The 14,950-nt window shown below is 70.7% G+C and carries 13 protein-coding genes; 8 read left to right on the forward strand and 5 right to left on the reverse strand.

Annotation, left to right across the window (positions count from 1 at the left end):
- Positions 1 to 63: 63 nt before the first annotated feature.
- The gene (locus tag QSK05_RS05775; protein ID WP_285594655.1) at positions 64 to 1,956 is read right to left on the reverse strand and encodes a CASTOR/POLLUX-related putative ion channel; all 1,893 of its coding nucleotides are present in this window, start codon (positions 1,954 to 1,956) and stop codon (positions 64 to 66) included.
- A gap of 114 nt (positions 1,957 to 2,070) precedes the next feature.
- Here QSK05_RS05775 and QSK05_RS05780 point away from each other — a divergent pair, with 114 nt between their 5' ends.
- Both QSK05_RS05780 and QSK05_RS05785 read left to right on the forward strand, forming a co-directional pair.
- The gene (locus QSK05_RS05780) at positions 2,071 to 2,916 is read left to right on the forward strand and encodes a DUF72 domain-containing protein (protein WP_352300040.1); all 846 of its coding nucleotides are present in this window, start codon (positions 2,071 to 2,073) and stop codon (positions 2,914 to 2,916) included.
- A gap of 65 nt (positions 2,917 to 2,981) precedes the next feature.
- Positions 2,982 to 3,908, forward strand: coding sequence for a hypothetical protein (locus QSK05_RS05785; RefSeq protein ID WP_285594657.1), 927 nt, complete (start codon positions 2,982 to 2,984; stop codon positions 3,906 to 3,908).
- 13 nt (positions 3,909 to 3,921) lie between these two features.
- Here QSK05_RS05785 and manA read toward each other — a convergent pair whose 3' ends face one another.
- Positions 3,922 to 5,196: a mannose-6-phosphate isomerase, class I gene (gene manA / locus QSK05_RS05790; protein ID WP_285594658.1), complete on the reverse strand. Its 1,275-nt coding sequence runs from the start codon at positions 5,194 to 5,196 to the stop codon at positions 3,922 to 3,924.
- Positions 5,197 to 5,297: 101 nt separating this feature from the next.
- Complete coding sequence (locus QSK05_RS05795; RefSeq protein ID WP_285594659.1) at positions 5,298 to 6,086, reverse strand: alpha/beta fold hydrolase; 789 nt, start codon at positions 6,084 to 6,086, stop codon at positions 5,298 to 5,300.
- Between the two features lie 139 nt (positions 6,087 to 6,225).
- Between QSK05_RS05795 and trpS the strand changes: the two genes are divergently transcribed.
- Genes trpS through QSK05_RS05810 form a run of 3 tightly spaced genes read left to right on the forward strand, consistent with a single transcriptional unit; the run spans position 6,226 to position 9,053 of the window.
- Complete coding sequence (gene trpS, locus QSK05_RS05800) at positions 6,226 to 7,245, forward strand: tryptophan--tRNA ligase (protein ID WP_285594660.1); 1,020 nt, start codon at positions 6,226 to 6,228, stop codon at positions 7,243 to 7,245.
- Between the two features lie 5 nt (positions 7,246 to 7,250).
- On the forward strand, positions 7,251 to 7,850 hold the full coding sequence (locus QSK05_RS05805; RefSeq protein WP_285594661.1) for a 2'-5' RNA ligase family protein: 600 nt from the start codon (positions 7,251 to 7,253) through the stop codon (positions 7,848 to 7,850).
- Positions 7,851 to 7,853: 3 nt separating this feature from the next.
- On the forward strand, positions 7,854 to 9,053 hold the full coding sequence (locus QSK05_RS05810) for a YihY/virulence factor BrkB family protein (RefSeq protein ID WP_285594662.1): 1,200 nt from the start codon (positions 7,854 to 7,856) through the stop codon (positions 9,051 to 9,053).
- 48 nt (positions 9,054 to 9,101) lie between these two features.
- Here QSK05_RS05810 and QSK05_RS05815 read toward each other — a convergent pair whose 3' ends face one another.
- Together QSK05_RS05815 and QSK05_RS05820 are read right to left on the reverse strand one after the other, a co-directional pair.
- Entirely contained in the window at positions 9,102 to 10,406 is a 1,305-nt protein-coding gene (locus QSK05_RS05815; protein ID WP_285594663.1) for a D-alanyl-D-alanine carboxypeptidase family protein, read from the reverse strand.
- A gap of 83 nt (positions 10,407 to 10,489) precedes the next feature.
- Complete coding sequence (locus tag QSK05_RS05820) at positions 10,490 to 11,608, reverse strand: glycosyltransferase family 4 protein (protein ID WP_502879733.1); 1,119 nt, start codon at positions 11,606 to 11,608, stop codon at positions 10,490 to 10,492.
- Between the two features lie 342 nt (positions 11,609 to 11,950).
- Between QSK05_RS05820 and QSK05_RS05825 the strand changes: the two genes are divergently transcribed.
- From QSK05_RS05825 to QSK05_RS05835, 3 genes are read left to right on the forward strand one after another with little or no spacing between them, the layout of a single operon-like run.
- Positions 11,951 to 13,078 carry a mannose-1-phosphate guanylyltransferase gene (locus tag QSK05_RS05825; protein WP_285594665.1) on the forward strand — a complete coding sequence of 376 codons (1,128 nt, stop codon included), beginning with the start codon at positions 11,951 to 11,953 and terminating at the stop codon, positions 13,076 to 13,078.
- Positions 13,079 to 13,118: 40 nt separating this feature from the next.
- Entirely contained in the window at positions 13,119 to 13,838 is a 720-nt protein-coding gene (locus QSK05_RS05830; protein ID WP_285594666.1) for a methyltransferase domain-containing protein, read from the forward strand.
- Positions 13,835 to 14,902, forward strand: coding sequence for a type III polyketide synthase (locus QSK05_RS05835; RefSeq protein ID WP_285594667.1), 1,068 nt, complete (start codon positions 13,835 to 13,837; stop codon positions 14,900 to 14,902). The genes QSK05_RS05830 and QSK05_RS05835 overlap by 4 nt, the downstream gene beginning before the upstream one ends.
- Positions 14,903 to 14,950 lie beyond the last annotated feature (48 nt).

The raw sequence follows: 14,950 nt of genomic DNA on the forward strand, positions 1-14,950 counted from the left end.
TCCTTGGCGGTCGGGTCACTGCTCCTCGGGCGGTCCGGTGGGCCGGCCGGTGTGAGTGACTGCTCAGCTCTCCGCCAGCACGATCACCCGGTCGTCGCGGCCGAGGGTGACGAGTGAGCGCTTGTCCGGGTTCATGACGATGCCGAAGGCGGACGGGTCGTGGGCGTTGCGGGCCAGTTGGTAGCCGATGGCCACCTGGCCCTGGTTCAGGGCGGCGGCGCTGACCACGGCGAACTCGACCTCGGTGGGAGCCACGTAGGCGTCGGCCGGTTTCAGGTAGATCTCGTGGCCCTCGGCGGTGAAGAGTTCTTCGAAGACGTCGAGCAAGGAGGGGGTCTCGGAGACCTGGGCGACCATGAGCGAGACCAGCATGTTGCTGACGATGAAGTCGTCGGGCTCGCCGATCGAGGCCAGGTTGCGGCTCTGGATGTCGAGGATCTCGCTGGTGACGCGCAGGCCCCCGGTCTGGCGACCGATGTCGCGCAGGTGCAGCAGGCACACCGTGGTGCGGGCGTCGGCCATCTCCTGGTTGCGGCCCTCGCTCTCGGAGAGGATCAGGATGTGGTCGAAACCGCTGACCCCCAGCGACTCCAGCAGGCCGCGGTCGGTGACGTCGCCGGTCTGGGCGGTGACCTTCAGGTTCTCGAAGTCGCCGGTGATCAGCGACTGGGGATTGCCCTCGCCGACGATCCAGGTCTCGCTGCCGTCGGGGGCGTACGAGTCGAGTTCGTGCAGCACCACCGGTAGCCGGGGGCTGCACCCGAGGATGAGGGTGCGCTCGGGGCGGGCCGTCGGCTGCGGCGCGAGGTCGGGTCGGACCGGCACGGGGGGTTCCGTGGTTCCGTCCAGAAAGATCCGGTCGTCGTCCTCACTGATGACGATGGACTCGTCGCCCGGCTCGAAGCGGCGGTCCGGCGGCGGGGGCAGCAGGATCTGCCCGGAATCGGTGCGCACGCCGATCAGGGTGGAGGTGCCGAGGGTGAAAACTGCCTCGCGGAATGTCTTCCTGGTCATTTCGGGCTGCCCGACGACGTAGATCTCGACACCGGCGAAATCGAGCAGCTCGCTGTACACGGCCGCGAGCCCAGGCTGCCGGCTGGACTGTACGAGCAGTCGGCTGATCAGCGTTCCGGCCTGGACCAGGGCCACGCGATCGCCGGCGACCATCCGCGCGACCGGGGCCGTGCGCAGGTCCTGGATCTCGGCGACGATGTGACCCGGCTGGTCGTCCTCCCGCTTCGTGATCGCCAGCAGCGTCTTCAGCACCCGGGTGTCGGCCTCGCTCTCGCTGACGAGGGATCCGTCCGGGTGGTAGTCGGGGGAGATGACGATCACGGAGCGGGACCGGCCCAGCGCGAGGAGGCCGAGGTCGCTGAACGACATCGGGCTACCGCTCCGGGTGACGATCCGCAGCTTCGAACCGTCCATCGCCTCGGCGATCTCGGTGTCCATCTCGACCTTGTCGCGGTCGGCGAGAATCACCACGCAGGCGTCGCGGCGGTTCCGGTTGGCCTCGGCGAGTTCGTCCAGGAGGGAGAAGATCTTGCGGTCCCAGCCGAGGATCACGGTGTGCCGCTGCTCCACGACCGCGCTCCGGCCGCGCCGCAGGGCTTCCATCTGGTCGCCGAACCCCTGGGTCAGCACACCGATCAGGGCCGACACCACGAAGATCCCGCCGATCGTGAGGGTCAGCATGATGGCCATGAAGACCCAGCCCTCGCCGTCCCCGCCGATCATCCCCGGGTCCATCGCGTGCATCAGCGACAGCCAGATCACCCGGCCGAGCGAGTCGGCCTTCCCGCTGTCGTCCATGGGCCGGACCCGGAGGACGGCGGTGGCGAGGGTCGCGATGGCCACCAGCACGATGGTGAAGGCCGCCAGCAGCAGGATCTGGCTCCCGGCCCCGCGGGCCATGATGTTGTCGAACCGATAGCGCAGCCGGGCCTTCAATGACATGAACCGGAAGGTACTGATGGTTGACCGGAATAGCTACATCGGGCCGAGCCTGGCCTCTTGTGGCGTTGACCTGGTCCGATGGCGACCATCGGTGGAATAGCGGAGGTTCTGGACATGCAAAGACTTCATGTCGGGTGCGCGATGTGGACGCACAAGGCCTGGTCGGGTCGTGTCACGCCGCGAGGGGTCGGGGCCCGGGAGCGGCTGCGGTTCTATGCCGGCTGGTGCAACGCGGTGGAGGGCAACACCACCTTCTACGCCACGCCGACCCGGGAGACCGTGGAAACCTGGGCACAGCAGACCGATTCGGATTTCCGGTTCGTGGTGAAGCTGCCCAGACTGATCACTCACGACCGCCGGTTCGTCGGGGTGGACGAGGAACTGCGGCAGTTCCTGCACGTGGTGGAGCCGCTCGGACCCCGGATCCAGGCCCTCTGGATCCAGTTGCCGGGCACCTTCGCGCCCACCGACGTCCCCACGCTCGAGGCTCTGCTGCGAAAACTCCCGACGGAGCATCGTTATGCCGTTGAGGTGCGGCATCCCCGGTTCTTCAGCGACCCTGGCGAACTGGAACGGATGTGTGCGCGGACCGGTACCGAATGGGTGCCGTTCGACACCACGGCCTTCTTCGCCACCCCGCCGACGAGTGACGCGGAACGTGAGGCGTGGGAACGTAAACCGCGTCTGCCCCGGCGCGACCGGGCGTTGACCGAGCGGCCGGTGATCCGGTACCTCGGCCGGGACGACGAGGCGCGCACGATCGCGGGCTGGCAGCACTGGGTGGAGGTCATGGCCGCCTGGCTGCGCGAGGGCCGTTCCCCGACCTTCTTCCTGCACACCCCCGACAACGTCGACGCGCCCGCCCTGGCCCGCCGGTTCCACGACGAGGTACGGGCCCGGGTGCCCGGGCTGGAGCCCCTACCCACGCCGGATCCGGTCGAGCCGGAGACCCTGTTCTGAACGTCCGAAAGAGCGAATAGCCGTCCCGCGCTCAGGTGCCGGAACGCCCGACCGATCAATCAGTCGTGAGTCCTGGACCCAGCCTGCCTCCGCAGGCCCGACACGAGGCGGCCGCCCGCCTGGTGGGTCTGGGGCTTTATCGCGAGGCGCAGAGCCTGCTGAGCGTGGACGAACCGGACGATGCGGTGCCGGGCATGCTGGCCTCGATCCTGGCGAGCGATCCCCGGGCGGGTGCGAAGTTCCTGGGCCGGCGGATGATGGCGTCGCAGGCCAGGCCCGGGGAGACCGAGCTGGTGCGGGGCTGTATCGCGATGGTCTCCGGGCGCGCGGAAGGGCTGCAGACGGCCCGGCTGGGGCTGGAGCGGCTGGAGGAACCGGGCCCTGACGACTGGACCATGTTCGCCGTGTCGGCGGCCCCGCACGATCTGACCGCTGCGGCCGAAGCCGCGTCCAGCATCACCACCGCACCCAACGCGGCCGTGCTGGCCGTGCTCGCCGCGGCCCGGGCGGCGCAGGGAGATGCTCACGGGGCGCACCGGCTGCTCGACGCGGCGGCCTGGAACGGGGTCGGTGACGATCCCCGGCACCGAACGGCCGACCTGCTGAAGAGCCACGGGCACGAGAGCGCCGGCCAGGAACTGGACGCGGCGCACTGGCACCGGCGATCGCTCGGGGAGTCGTGGGCCCGCCGGATGGAGACCTGGCGGCGTCGCCGCACCGAGCGCGACCTGCGCTGCCGCTGTGCGAGCACCCCCGTGTTCGTGGGAGAGGGCACGCGCTACTACGTGAACTGGCACCTCGAGCTGCTGGAACACCTGGAGGGCGACGAGAGTGACGGCTCCCCGTCGTGGCGCGTGCTGTTCTGCCCGCGCAGCGGCGTGCGGTATCTGGACCGCGAGTCGATCCCGGCGTCGGTGCGGATCGGCGTCTTCACCGAACCGCTGCCCATGGTGGACGAGGAACCGCCCCGGGCGGTCGGCGGTCAGTTCTAGAGGTTCCCGGGTCTCAGAGGGAGCGGCCGGGGGCGGCCCGGAAGACCTCACCCTCACCGGTCAGGGTGAGGGGGCCGGCGGTGGCGGTGACGAAGGCGGACTGGCCACTCTCCAGCGGCACCGAGACACCTCCGGCGGTGACCGTGACCGCACCCTTGGTGCAGAGCACGATCTGCGGACCGCTGATCGAGGCGTCGGCGGTCACCGGATGGCCGGTGCCGCCGGTCACGATGACCCGGCTGAGCTGGAAGTCCTGGACCGGCGGACGCCAGGCGACCTCGTCGTCCGAGAGCTGGGAGAGGTTGCTGTCACCGGAGGCCAGCGGACGGCTGTCGATGACGTGGAGCAGCTCCGGGACGTTGATCTCCTTGCTGGTCAGACCACAGCGCAGCACGTTGTCCGAGCCGGCCATGATCTCCACGCCGAGACCGCTGAGGTAGGCGTGCGGCACCCCGGCGTCGACGAACACGGTCTGGCCGGGAACCAGCCGCACCAGGTCGAGCAGCAGCGGCGCCAGCACCATCGGGTCGGCCGGGTGCAGGCCGATCAGACGGTCGAGCCAGCCGAACACCTCGGGGTAGTCGGGGCTGCCCTCGGCGGTGAGGCGGCTGCTGCCGGAGGCGACCTCGGCGACCAGGGCGGCCCGGTCCTCGATCGGCCAGGTGATCAGCAGCTCCAGGGCGGAGTGCAGGCGGGCGGCCTCGTCGGAGGTGCTGCCGTGGGGCATGAGCACGTCGATGAGCTGCTCCAGGCGCGGCGCCCGCAGACGACTCAGCAGCATCGCGACCTGGGCCGGCGGGCGGAACCCGAACAGGGCCTCGATCGGCTCGAGCGCGTAGAGCATCTCGGGCTTGTGGAACGGGTCGACGTAGATCGAGTCGGGGCCCGGCGTGTACTTCTCCTGGGCGCGCTGCATGGTCGGGTGCACCTGCACCGACAGCGGGCGGGCGATCGCCAGGATCTTGAACAGGTAGGGCAGGCGGGCGCCGAAGCGGGCCTGCACGTCGCGGCCCAGCACCTGCTCGCCGAAGCGCTCGATGGCCTCGGGCAGCGACAGCTCGACCGTCGAATCGCCGTCGGGCAGCACCAGCACGGAGGGTGCGGACGGGTGCGTGCCCATCCACAGCTCGGCCTCCGGGCCGCCGCTGGGGGTACGGCTCTGCAGCAGGGCCAGCGCCGAGGTGGAGCCCCAGTCGTAGTCGCGCACGGCGTTACGCATAGCGGTGACCGCCGGAACCGCGGTCAGGTACTGCTCGTTCGCCGAAGGTTCAGCGGTCCAGGCCGTCATGACGCGCAGCCTACCTGGCCGGATGCCCGGTTCCGGCCGAGAAGGGCGTCCTGGCCGAATGTTCGGGCCAACGTCACTCGGTCAGTCGGCCGGGAGGGGTTTCACCCGACAGTCGGCTCGGCGTCTGCGGCGAGGGTCAGCAGGTCGTCGGCGATCCGGCCGGGATCGGCGGTGAGCATGCGCCCGCCGGATCCGTAATACCAGCTCACCCGGGTCCGGGGCAGGCCGCCGAGGGCCTCCGCGATCCCGGTACGGGTGGCGGTACCGCCACCGTCGGGGTCCGGCACACCGTCGGGCGGCACCACCGGGCAGAGCACCACCGGCACCCCGACGAGCGGGTACCAGGCGCGTGGCTCCCCGAGGAAGACGGAGTGGGCGATCGAGCGGCGCCGGGTGAGCAGGGGATCTTCGCCGTCCGCCGGATCGGAGGGGCTGTCCGGGTGGGTACTCGCCCAGAACGCCTCGAAGGTCGGGTAGCGCCAGGCCGGGCGGGTCCAGCCGCCGTCGATCAGGCAGAGGCCGGTGATGCCGTCGCGCCGGGCGGCCAGCGACAGGGCCACGTCGGCGCCCCAGCCGTGCCCGGCCACGATCGGCGAACGTGCACCGGTGTAGCCGAGCTGGTCGAGCAGGGTGGCGAGGTCGTCGGCGCTGGTGTCGGTGTCGTACCCGGTCGGCGGGGCCTCGGACCGGCCGTGACCGCGCAGGTCGACGGCGGCGATCTCGTGGCCGGCCTCGACCAGTCGCCCGGCCACCTGGCGCCACACCGTGGAGTCGGCCGACTCGCCGTGGACCAGCAGGAACGGCCGCAGCGGGGCCTCGATCCGGGCCACGGCCAGCGCCGGCCCGTCGGTCAGCTGCACCGTCTGGACCTCGCCCTGTTCGACCGGCATGTCCGCCCTGCTCTCGTGTGTGCCTTCGTCTTCACGTGCATCAGCCGCATCTGACTCGACGACCGTAGATGATCGCGCGCCGGTCTGCCCGGCGAAGCCCGGTGCCCCGTAGCCGGTGGAAGGTGCCAGAATGAGGGCCATGCCTGAAACCGGTCCCGCGCGACCCCGGCTGCTTTCCGGTATGCAGCCGACGTCCGACTCCCTGCACCTGGGTAACTACATCGGCGCGCTTGCGAACTGGGTCGAGCTGCAGGAGCAGTTCGAGGCCTTCTTCTTCGTCGCCGACCTGCACTCGATCACCGTCGACTACGACCCCGCGGCCCTGCGCCGGCGCACCCACCGCTACATCGCGCAGTACCTGGCCGCGGGCATCGACCCGGCGAAGTCGGTGCTGTTCGTGCAGAGCCAGGTCCCGGAGCACCCGCGCCTGTCCTGGGTGCTGGAGTCGATCACCGGGTTCGGCGAGGCCGGCCGGATGACCCAGTTCAAGGACAAGTCGAGCAAGGAAGGCTCCGACCGGGCGACCGTCGGGCTCTTCACCTACCCGATCCTGCAGGCCGCCGACATCCTGCTCTACCGTCCGAAGGTCGTGCCGGTCGGCGAGGACCAGCGCCAGCACCTCGAGCTCACCCGCGACCTGGCCCAGCGCTTCAACAAGCGTTTCGGCAAGACGTTCCCGGTGCCCGAGGCCCACATCGTGAAGGCCACGGCGAAGATCCTCGACCTGCAGAACCCGGACAAGAAGATGAGCGGCAGCGTCGGCGGCCCCGGTTGCCTGTGGCTGCTCGACGACCCGAAGGTCTCGGCCAAGAAGATCCGTTCGGCCGTCACCGACACCGGTCGCGAGATCGTCTTCGACCCGGAGAACAAGCCCGGGGTGTCGAACCTGCTCACCATCCAGTCGGTGCTGACCCGGTCGCCGATCGAGTCGCTCGTGGAGAAGTTCGCGGGGGCGGGCTACGGCGACCTGAAGAAGGAGGTCGCGGCGGCGTACGAGGAGTTCGCCGGGCCGATCGCGGAGAAGGCCAACGCGCTGATCGCCGATCCGGGCACGCTCGACGACATTCTCGCCGACGGGGCGGCGAGGGCTCAGGAGACGACCACACGGGTGCTCGCCGAGGTCTACGACCGGGTCGGGTTCCTACCTCCGAAGCGGTGATCGGGATGACGGGGGGAACCCGCCGGGAACCACCGGCGACCATGAGCATGGCTCTGGTGAGACCGGTCTCCGAAGACGTGGTCACCATCGGGGTGGTGCTCGACATCCCGCAGCCGCAGGCCGACTTCCTGCGGCAGAGCCGGGCCGGCTTCGGCGATCCGCTGGCGGCGGAGATCCCGCCGCACATCACGCTGCTGCCACCGACCCAGGTGCCCGCCGGCGACGACCAGGCGATCCAGGATCATTTGCGCGCCGTCGCGGCGGTCACCACCCGGTTCAGCATCACGCTGGGCGGCACCGGGTCGTTCCGGCCGATCTCGCCGGTCGTCTTCGTCAAGCTGGAAGACGGCGCCGAGCACTGCGCCGACCTGCAGCGGCTGATCCGGACCGGCCCGCTCAAGCGGGCCCTGCCGTTCGACTACCACCCGCACGTCACGGTGGCCCACCATCTCGACGACCCGGCGATGGACCGGGCCGAGTCCGAGCTGGCCGATTATCGCTCGACGTTCGACGTCTGCGGGCTCAACTTCTACGAGCACGGGCGCGACGGGCTGTGGCAGTTGCGGCGTCGGTTCGGCTTCAAGGGCGATCTGCTGGACACTTAGCCCGTGAGCGAGACAACAGCGGGGACAGCGGGGAAGAGCTCGGCCGGCCTGCTCGAGCGGGCCAAGGGGTCGGTGCCGTGGCGGGCCTGGCAGCGGTACGGCAACGCCCGCGGCGGTGTGCTCGCGGGCGGGATGGCCTACGCGGCGTTCTTCTCGATCTTCCCGGCCCTGGCGGTCGGCTTCACCGTGTTCGGGCTGATCGTCGGCGACGACAAGCCGATGCAGCGCCGGGTGGTCGACGCGGTGAACGACGGCGTCGGCACCGTGGTCATCAGCCCGGTGGGCGGCAGCGGAGGCATCGTCTCGATCGACACGCTGACCAGCTCCAGCCAGCTCACCATCGCCGGCATCATCGGTCTGGTCGGTTTCCTCTTCACCGGCCTGGGCTGGCTCGACGCCATGCGGGAGGGCATGCGGGCGATGTTCGGTCAGCTCAAGCTGGAGCGGAACCTCGTCATCTCGAAGGCCCGCGACCTCGGCGTGCTGGTCAGCCTCGGCCTGATGATGCTGGTCTCCGCGGTGGCGGGCATCTTCGTCAGCGCGTCCACCGGCGTCCTGCTCGGCTGGATCGGTGTGGACGAGGGTTCGGCCATCGGCCGGGTGGTCCTCGGCATCGTCGGCACCCTGCTCGTGCTGGGCGTCGACACCCTGATCTTCATGCTGCTGTTCCGCCTGCTCTCCGGCGTGAAGCTGCCCAACCACGACCTGTGGGACGCCGCCCTGTTCGGCGGTATCGGCCTGGGCGTGCTGAAGCTGCTCTCCGGGGTGCTGCTGAACGGGGCCACGAACAACAAGTTCCTGGCCACCGCCGGCGTCGCCCTGATCCTGCTGGTCTGGCTGAACCTGGTCTGCCGCCTCACGCTGGTCGCGGCGGCCTGGGGGGCCACGATCGCGATCGACCGCGGGCACCTCGCCGACACCGCCCCCACCCCGGAGGCGACCCTCACCGTCACCCGCACGCGGGCCGGTACCGCCACGTCCACCCGCCCCGCGGCGTCCACCAACCCGGCCGCCGCCGGCCGGCGCACCGCGGCCCCGATGCCTCCGGCGCAGTACTCACCGGTCGTGAGTCCTCGCGCGGCCGACCGGGTCTCGGTCGCGGCCGGGGCTGTGCTGGGTGCCGCCGGTCTGGTCGCCGCCCGCTCCGCGGTGGGAGCGGTGAAGTCGGTCGGCAGTGTTCTGCGCCGCCACGACGACGACTGAAACCAAGAACACCATGGTGGACGTCGACGTCCACCATGGTGCGTGGGTTCAGTAGAGGTGCCGGGAGTCGCGCTGCCGGCGACGCACCTTGCGGGCGCGTGAACGCCGGCTGTTCGCGAGGACGGGGCGCAGGCCGAAGGCCGTCGCCACGAGCAGCAGTGCGAGGGTGAGGACGAGCGGCCAGAAGCGGGTCATGGGCTGGGTGGCGCCGACGGCGTTCGCTGCGGGTAGAGCCGCCTTGAGCCGGCCGGAAGCGGCCCCGTCGACAGCCCCGTTGACCGTGCCGTCCACCGCGTCGGTGTCGGGTGAATCCGTCGCCTGCGCCGCCGAGACGTCGATACCGGGGCCCGTCATCGCGCTCAGCTCACCGGGTTCCACGAGACGGCCGACCGGGTTGGCCTTCTGGCCGTAGGTGAAGGCCCACTTCAGCAGGTCACCGCTGGGGGTGAAGACCGGGCCGTCGGAGCGCAGGACCACCGCGATGTAGTGGTGGCCCTGGTGCGCCGCGGCGGCCACGTTCGTGCTGCCGGCCTTGGTGGTGTAGCCGTTCTTGACGCCCATCACCCCGGGCAGATAGCCGAGCAGCCGGTTGTGGTTCTGGATCTGATAGTGCTTCCGCTTGGCGCCCAGTGACTTTCCCTTGTTCGGGAAGGCGTACGACGGGGTCACCATGATCTTGGCCAGCGTCTCGTTCTGCAGCGCGGCGGTACCGGCCAGCGCCAGGTCATAGGCGCTGCTCACCTGGCCCTTGGCGTCGAGACCGCTGGTGTTGCGCACGACGGTGTCGAACGCCCCGAGCGCGTTCGCCTCGGCCTGGATCTGCGTGACCGCCGCGGCCTGGCCCCCGATCAGGTTGCTCAGGGCGTTGGCCGTGTCGTTGCCACTGGCCATCAGCAGGCCGTGGAACAGGTCGTCCACCGTGTATTTCGAGCCCTTGACGATGCCGACGCGGGTGCCCTCGATCGCCTCGTCCTCCTCCCGGCCCGTGTAGACCTGGTCCGGCTCGAGCTGGGGCTCGATGGTCAGGGAGGTGAAGAGCTTCAGGGTGGAGGCCGGCCGCAGCGGCACGTGCACGTTCTTCGCGGCCAGGATCTCCCGGCTGTCCAGGTCGGCGACCAGCCAGGCGGCGGCCTTGACCTTCGGTGGGGCCTTGACCCCGTCCGGCAGGTCGGTCAGCGTCTTGGTGCTGATCAGGGCTTCACCGCCGACCCAGGAGACCGCCTGGGGCAGGACGAAATCGTCTTTCTTGTCCTTGGTGGGCACCGCCTGGGCCGTGCCGGCTGCACCCAGGGTGAGAGCGGTGACGGCGGTGACAGCAGAGACGATCCGGAGCACGCGGTGAGAACTGGACATCGTGTTTCGAGCGTACCCGGCGCCTGTGGGGGGTTCACAAGGAACGGACGACGCCCGGGGCACGCCGTCACCGGGTGGGCGGGTCAGGAAGCGGCTACCGCCCGCACCCGCAACACGCTGCGGTAGTGCTCGATCAGCTCGTCGCCCAGCAGTTCCCAGGTGTTGCGCTGCACGCCGACCCGGCCGGCCGCGCCCATCCAGCGGCGCTGTTCCGGGTCGGTGGCCAGGGCCTGGACGCAGCCTCGCAGGTCGGTGTCGTCCTCGGGAGCGTAGAGCAGGCCGTTCGTGCCCGGGGTGACCAGGTCGAGCGGTCCACCGGCAGCCGGGGCCACCACGGGCACGCCGCTGGCCATGGCCTCCTGGAGGGTCTGCCCGAAGGTCTCGGAGGTGCCGGTGTGCACGAACACGTCGAGCGCGGCGAAGGTGTCGGCCAGGTCATCGCCGTCGCGCCAGCCGAGGAAGGTGGCGCCCGGCAGGCTGCGCTCCAGGGCCTTGCGGTGCGGGCCGTCGCCGGCGATCACCAGGCGCACGTTCTCCAGGCCGTTGAGCGCGGCCAGACGCTGCACCCGCTTCTCGGTAGCCAGGCGGCCGACGTAACCGACCAGCACCTCACCGTTCGGGGCGAGCCGCTGCCGCAGTTCCTGCACGGCCGGGGTCTCGCGGCGGCCGGGGTGGAACCGGTCGCTGTCCACACCGCGCTGCCACAGGGCCAGGCGCGGCACCGTGTGGGCGCGCAGTTCGTCCATCGCCGAGCTCGAGGGCGCCAGCGTGAGGTCGGCCTGGGTGTGGATGCGCCGCACCCAGCGCCAGGCCGTGCTCGCCAGTTTGCCCAGGTGGTGACGCTCGGCGAAGGCCGGCACGTCGGTCTGGAAGACCGCGACCGTCGGCACCCCGAGCTGTCCGGCCGCGGTCACTCCGACGGCGCCCAGGACGAAGGGGGAGGCGAGGTGCACGATGTCCGGGCGGAACGCCGAGAGCGTGCGCAGCACCTTGGAGCTGGGCATGCCGACGGGGAACTGCCGGTAGTTGAAGGAGGGCACCGAGACCACCGGGAACCCGGCGAAACTCGTCGGGGCCGGGCCGGGGCAGATGACGACGGCCTCGTGGCCGTGGGCGCGCAGGTGCTCGAGCACCCGGCAGACGCTGTTGGTCACGCCGTTGCCGGTGGGAAGGAACGACTCGGCGACGATCGCGACCCGCAGGGAACGGTCCGGTCGGCCGTTCACGGAGAGGGAGGAAGCGGCCGGCGGCGTGACCTCCGCCGCGGGCAGTCCCGGACGCAGGATCGGCTGCATCGGCCGCACGCTCTGACGCAACAGGCCCAGCTCGCTGCCGGACCCCACCACAGACATTCGCTGCATGGGCCACAGCGTGGGCCGACCGGGTGAGCGTCAGGGAAGCGGCGGTGGTGTCGCAGGTGAACAGCGACCGGCGAGGGGTTGGCTACCGCTACTGGGTTGCTACTGGGTGAGGTCCGGCTCATCCGGGGGCTATTCCGCTGAGTTCGGTACAGAGAGGTTGCCCGGGGCCCTACGGTGGGGCGGGTGACTGAGCTAGCACCTGAATCGTCGGCCGCCCTGCCCGGGTTCTGGGCCATCGTGCCCGCTGGCGGGGCCGGCACCCGGTTGTGGCCACTGTCCCGCCAGGCCCGGCCCAAGTTCCTGCTCGACCTCACCGGTTCGGGCCGCACCCTGCTGCAGCAGACCTGGGACCGGCTCGTACCGCTCGCCGGGGCGGGTGGGGTCGCCGTGGTCACCGGTGCCGCGCACGCCGAGGCGGTCATCGAGCAGCTGCCCGGCCTGCTCGAGGCCAACCTGCTGACCGAGCCGACGCCGCGTGACTCCGCCGCCGCGATCTGCCTCGCCGCTGCCGTCATCATGCAGCGCGACCCCGACGCCGTGGTCGGCTCGTTCGCGGCCGACCACGTGATCCGCAACGCCCCCGGCTTCGAGGCCGCGGTGGCCGACGCCGTGGCCGCCGCCCGGCACGGCGAGATCGTCACCCTGGGCATCGAGCCCGACCACGCGTCCACCGCGTTCGGATACATCAAGGTCGGCGAGGCCCTCGGCCTGGAGGGCGCGTCGTCGGCCCACCGGGTGGAGCGATTCGTCGAGAAGCCCGACGCCGACACCGCCGCCCACTACCTCGAAGAGGGCGGGTACCGCTGGAACGCGGGCATGTTCGTGGCCCGGGCCGACGTGCTGATGGCCGAGCTGGAGCGCAACCGCCCGGAGCTGTACGCCGGGGTACGCCGCATCGCCGCGGTCTGGGACACCGACGAGCGCCAGGCCCTGGTCGACGAGGTCTGGCCGCAGCTGGAGAAGGTCGCGATCGACTACGCCATCGCCGAGCCCGCGGCCGAGGCCGGCCGGGTCGCCGTGGTGCCCGCCACCCTGGGCTGGGACGACATCGGTGACTGGGCCTCGCTGGCCGCCCTGCTGCCGGGCGACGCCGCGCTCAAGGTCGTGGGTGACGCCGCGCAGGTACTCGACGTGGACTCCTCCGGCATCGCGGTGCCGGCCGGGGAACGGCTCGTCGCCGTGCTCGGCCTGAAAGACGTCGTGGTCATCGACACCCCCTCCGCCGTGCTCGTCACCACCCGCGAATGGGCCCAGGACGTCAAGAAGGTCGTCGAGACCCTGACCCAGCTCGGGCGGCACGACCTGCGCTGATATGAGCTAATACGGGAGTTGGCCAACTCCTGGGAGCGGCATGTCGTCACGCAGGGCCCGCAACGATCCGGCGCAGTACGACGACCTCACCGACGAATGGTGGCGTCCGCACGGAAGGTTCGCGGCCCTGCACTGGCTGGCCCGCGCCCGGGCCGGCCTGATCCCGGACCCGCCGAGCGAGGGCGCCCCGCTGCTCGACATCGCGTGCGGTGCCGGTTTGCTGCAGCCGCACCTCACCGGCCGGCTGTCGGGCTGGGCGCACACCGGCATCGACCTGTCGCTGCTGTCGTTGCGGCAGGCCCGGGTGCGCGGGGTGCGGGTGCTGGCGGCCGACGCCGCCCGGCTGCCGTTCGCCGACAACACGTTCGAGTGTGTGGTGGCCGGTGAGGTGCTCGAGCACCTCACCGATCTGCCGGCCGCCGTGGCCGAGATCAGCCGCGTGCTGGCGCCCGGCGGCACGCTCGTCGTCGACACCCTGAACGACACCCTCCTGTGCCGGGTCGCCCTGGTGCGCATCGCCGAGCGTCTGCCCGGGGGCCCGCCGCCCGGTATCCACGACCCGGACCTGCTGGTCCCGCCCGATCGGCTCGGCGAACTGCTGGCCCGCCACGGAGTGCGACTGCGGCCGCCGACCGGTCTGCGCCCGGCGATCGGGGAGTACCTCGCCTGGCTGACCCGTCGCCGCGACGACGTGACCATGCTGACGACCCGTTCGGTGGCCATGGTCTACCAGGCAACCGCGATCAAGGAGTCTGTGTGAGAGACCTTCTGGGGCATCGTGCGGTGATCACCGGCCAGAGCCAGGCAGTTCCGCAGCCCATTGCCCAGAAAGAATTGTGGGATGACGTTTTCTCGCCTCGATTGGGGGGAGACCGGGTCGCCCGGCAGATCTTCCTGCGGGCCGGCATCACCACCCGGCACGCGGCCGTCGACCCCCGCGAGACCGATGTCAGCGGCTGGAGCACCGGTGACCGGATGCGTCGCTACGTCACCGAGGGCCAGGCTCTCGGGAGCGCCGCCGCAGCAGCTGCGCTCGCCGAGGCAGGACTGGACGCGTCCCGGATCGGGCTCTTCGTGGTGGTGTCCTGCACCGGCTACGCCACCCCCGGGCTGGACATCCGGATCGCCGAGCAACTGGGCATGGGGTTGGACACCCGCCGGTTGCTGGTGGGCCACATGGGTTGTTACGCCGCCGTGCCCGGGCTCCAGGCCGCCGCCGACTTCGTGCGGGCCCAGGGCCTGCCCGCACTGTTGCTGTGCGTCGAGCTGCCGACCCTGCACATGCAGAAGTCCGACGACCCCTCCGACCTGCAGACCGTGGTGTCGCACGCGCTGTTCGCCGACGCCGCGGCCGCCCTGGTGATCGAACCGGACGCCCCGGCCGGCCTGGAACTGCTGCACACCACCGCTGTGACCGTCCCCGGCACCGAGGAGCTGATGACCTGGGACGTCACCGCCCACGGCTTCCGGATGGGTCTGTCGCCCAAGGTTCCGGACGTGCTGGCCGGGCAGGTGGAGGACGCCGTCACCGGCCTGGTCTCCGGATTCGGCCATTCGGTGGACGACGTGGCCGGGTGGGCCGTCCACCCCGGCGGGCGCCGGATCGTCGATGTCGTCGCCGAACGGTTACGGCTCGGCGACGACCAGGTCGCCGAAAGCCGGGCCGTTCTCGACCAGTACGGCAACTGCTCCTCGCCCACCGTGCTGATGGTGCTGGGAGCGATCCGGCGGCAGCGCCTGCTCAGAGCCGGGGAGCCGCTCGTGGCCATGTCTTTCGGGCCCGGACTGACTTTGTGCAGCGCCCTGCTGAGAACGGTGTGTTAAATACTTGTTGGTCCACCATTCGGGTGCCAGGGATCACACCACGCAGGT

The sequence above is a fragment of the Kineosporia sp. NBRC 101731 genome (genome assembly GCF_030269305.1).
In the GTDB taxonomy this organism is placed as follows: Bacteria; Actinomycetota; Actinomycetes; order Actinomycetales; family Kineosporiaceae; genus Kineosporia.

Excerpts from the sequence above, each read along its gene's own strand:
- manA (WP_285594658.1), bottom strand. The coding sequence starts at position 5,196 with ATGACGGCCTGGACCGCTGAACCTTCGGCGAACGAGCAGTACCTGACC.
- QSK05_RS05795 (WP_285594659.1), bottom strand. The coding sequence starts at position 6,086 with ATGCCGGTCGAACAGGGCGAGGTCCAGACGGTGCAGCTGACCGACGGG.
- QSK05_RS05830 (WP_285594666.1), top strand. The coding sequence starts at position 13,119 with ATGTCGTCACGCAGGGCCCGCAACGATCCGGCGCAGTACGACGACCTC.
- trpS (WP_285594660.1), top strand. The coding sequence starts at position 6,226 with ATGCCTGAAACCGGTCCCGCGCGACCCCGGCTGCTTTCCGGTATGCAG.
- QSK05_RS05815 (WP_285594663.1), bottom strand. The coding sequence starts at position 10,406 with ATGTCCAGTTCTCACCGCGTGCTCCGGATCGTCTCTGCTGTCACCGCC.
- QSK05_RS05780 (WP_352300040.1), top strand. The coding sequence starts at position 2,071 with ATGCAAAGACTTCATGTCGGGTGCGCGATGTGGACGCACAAGGCCTGG.
- QSK05_RS05805 (WP_285594661.1), top strand. The coding sequence starts at position 7,251 with ATGACGGGGGGAACCCGCCGGGAACCACCGGCGACCATGAGCATGGCT.
- QSK05_RS05775 (WP_285594655.1), bottom strand. The coding sequence starts at position 1,956 with ATGTCATTGAAGGCCCGGCTGCGCTATCGGTTCGACAACATCATGGCC.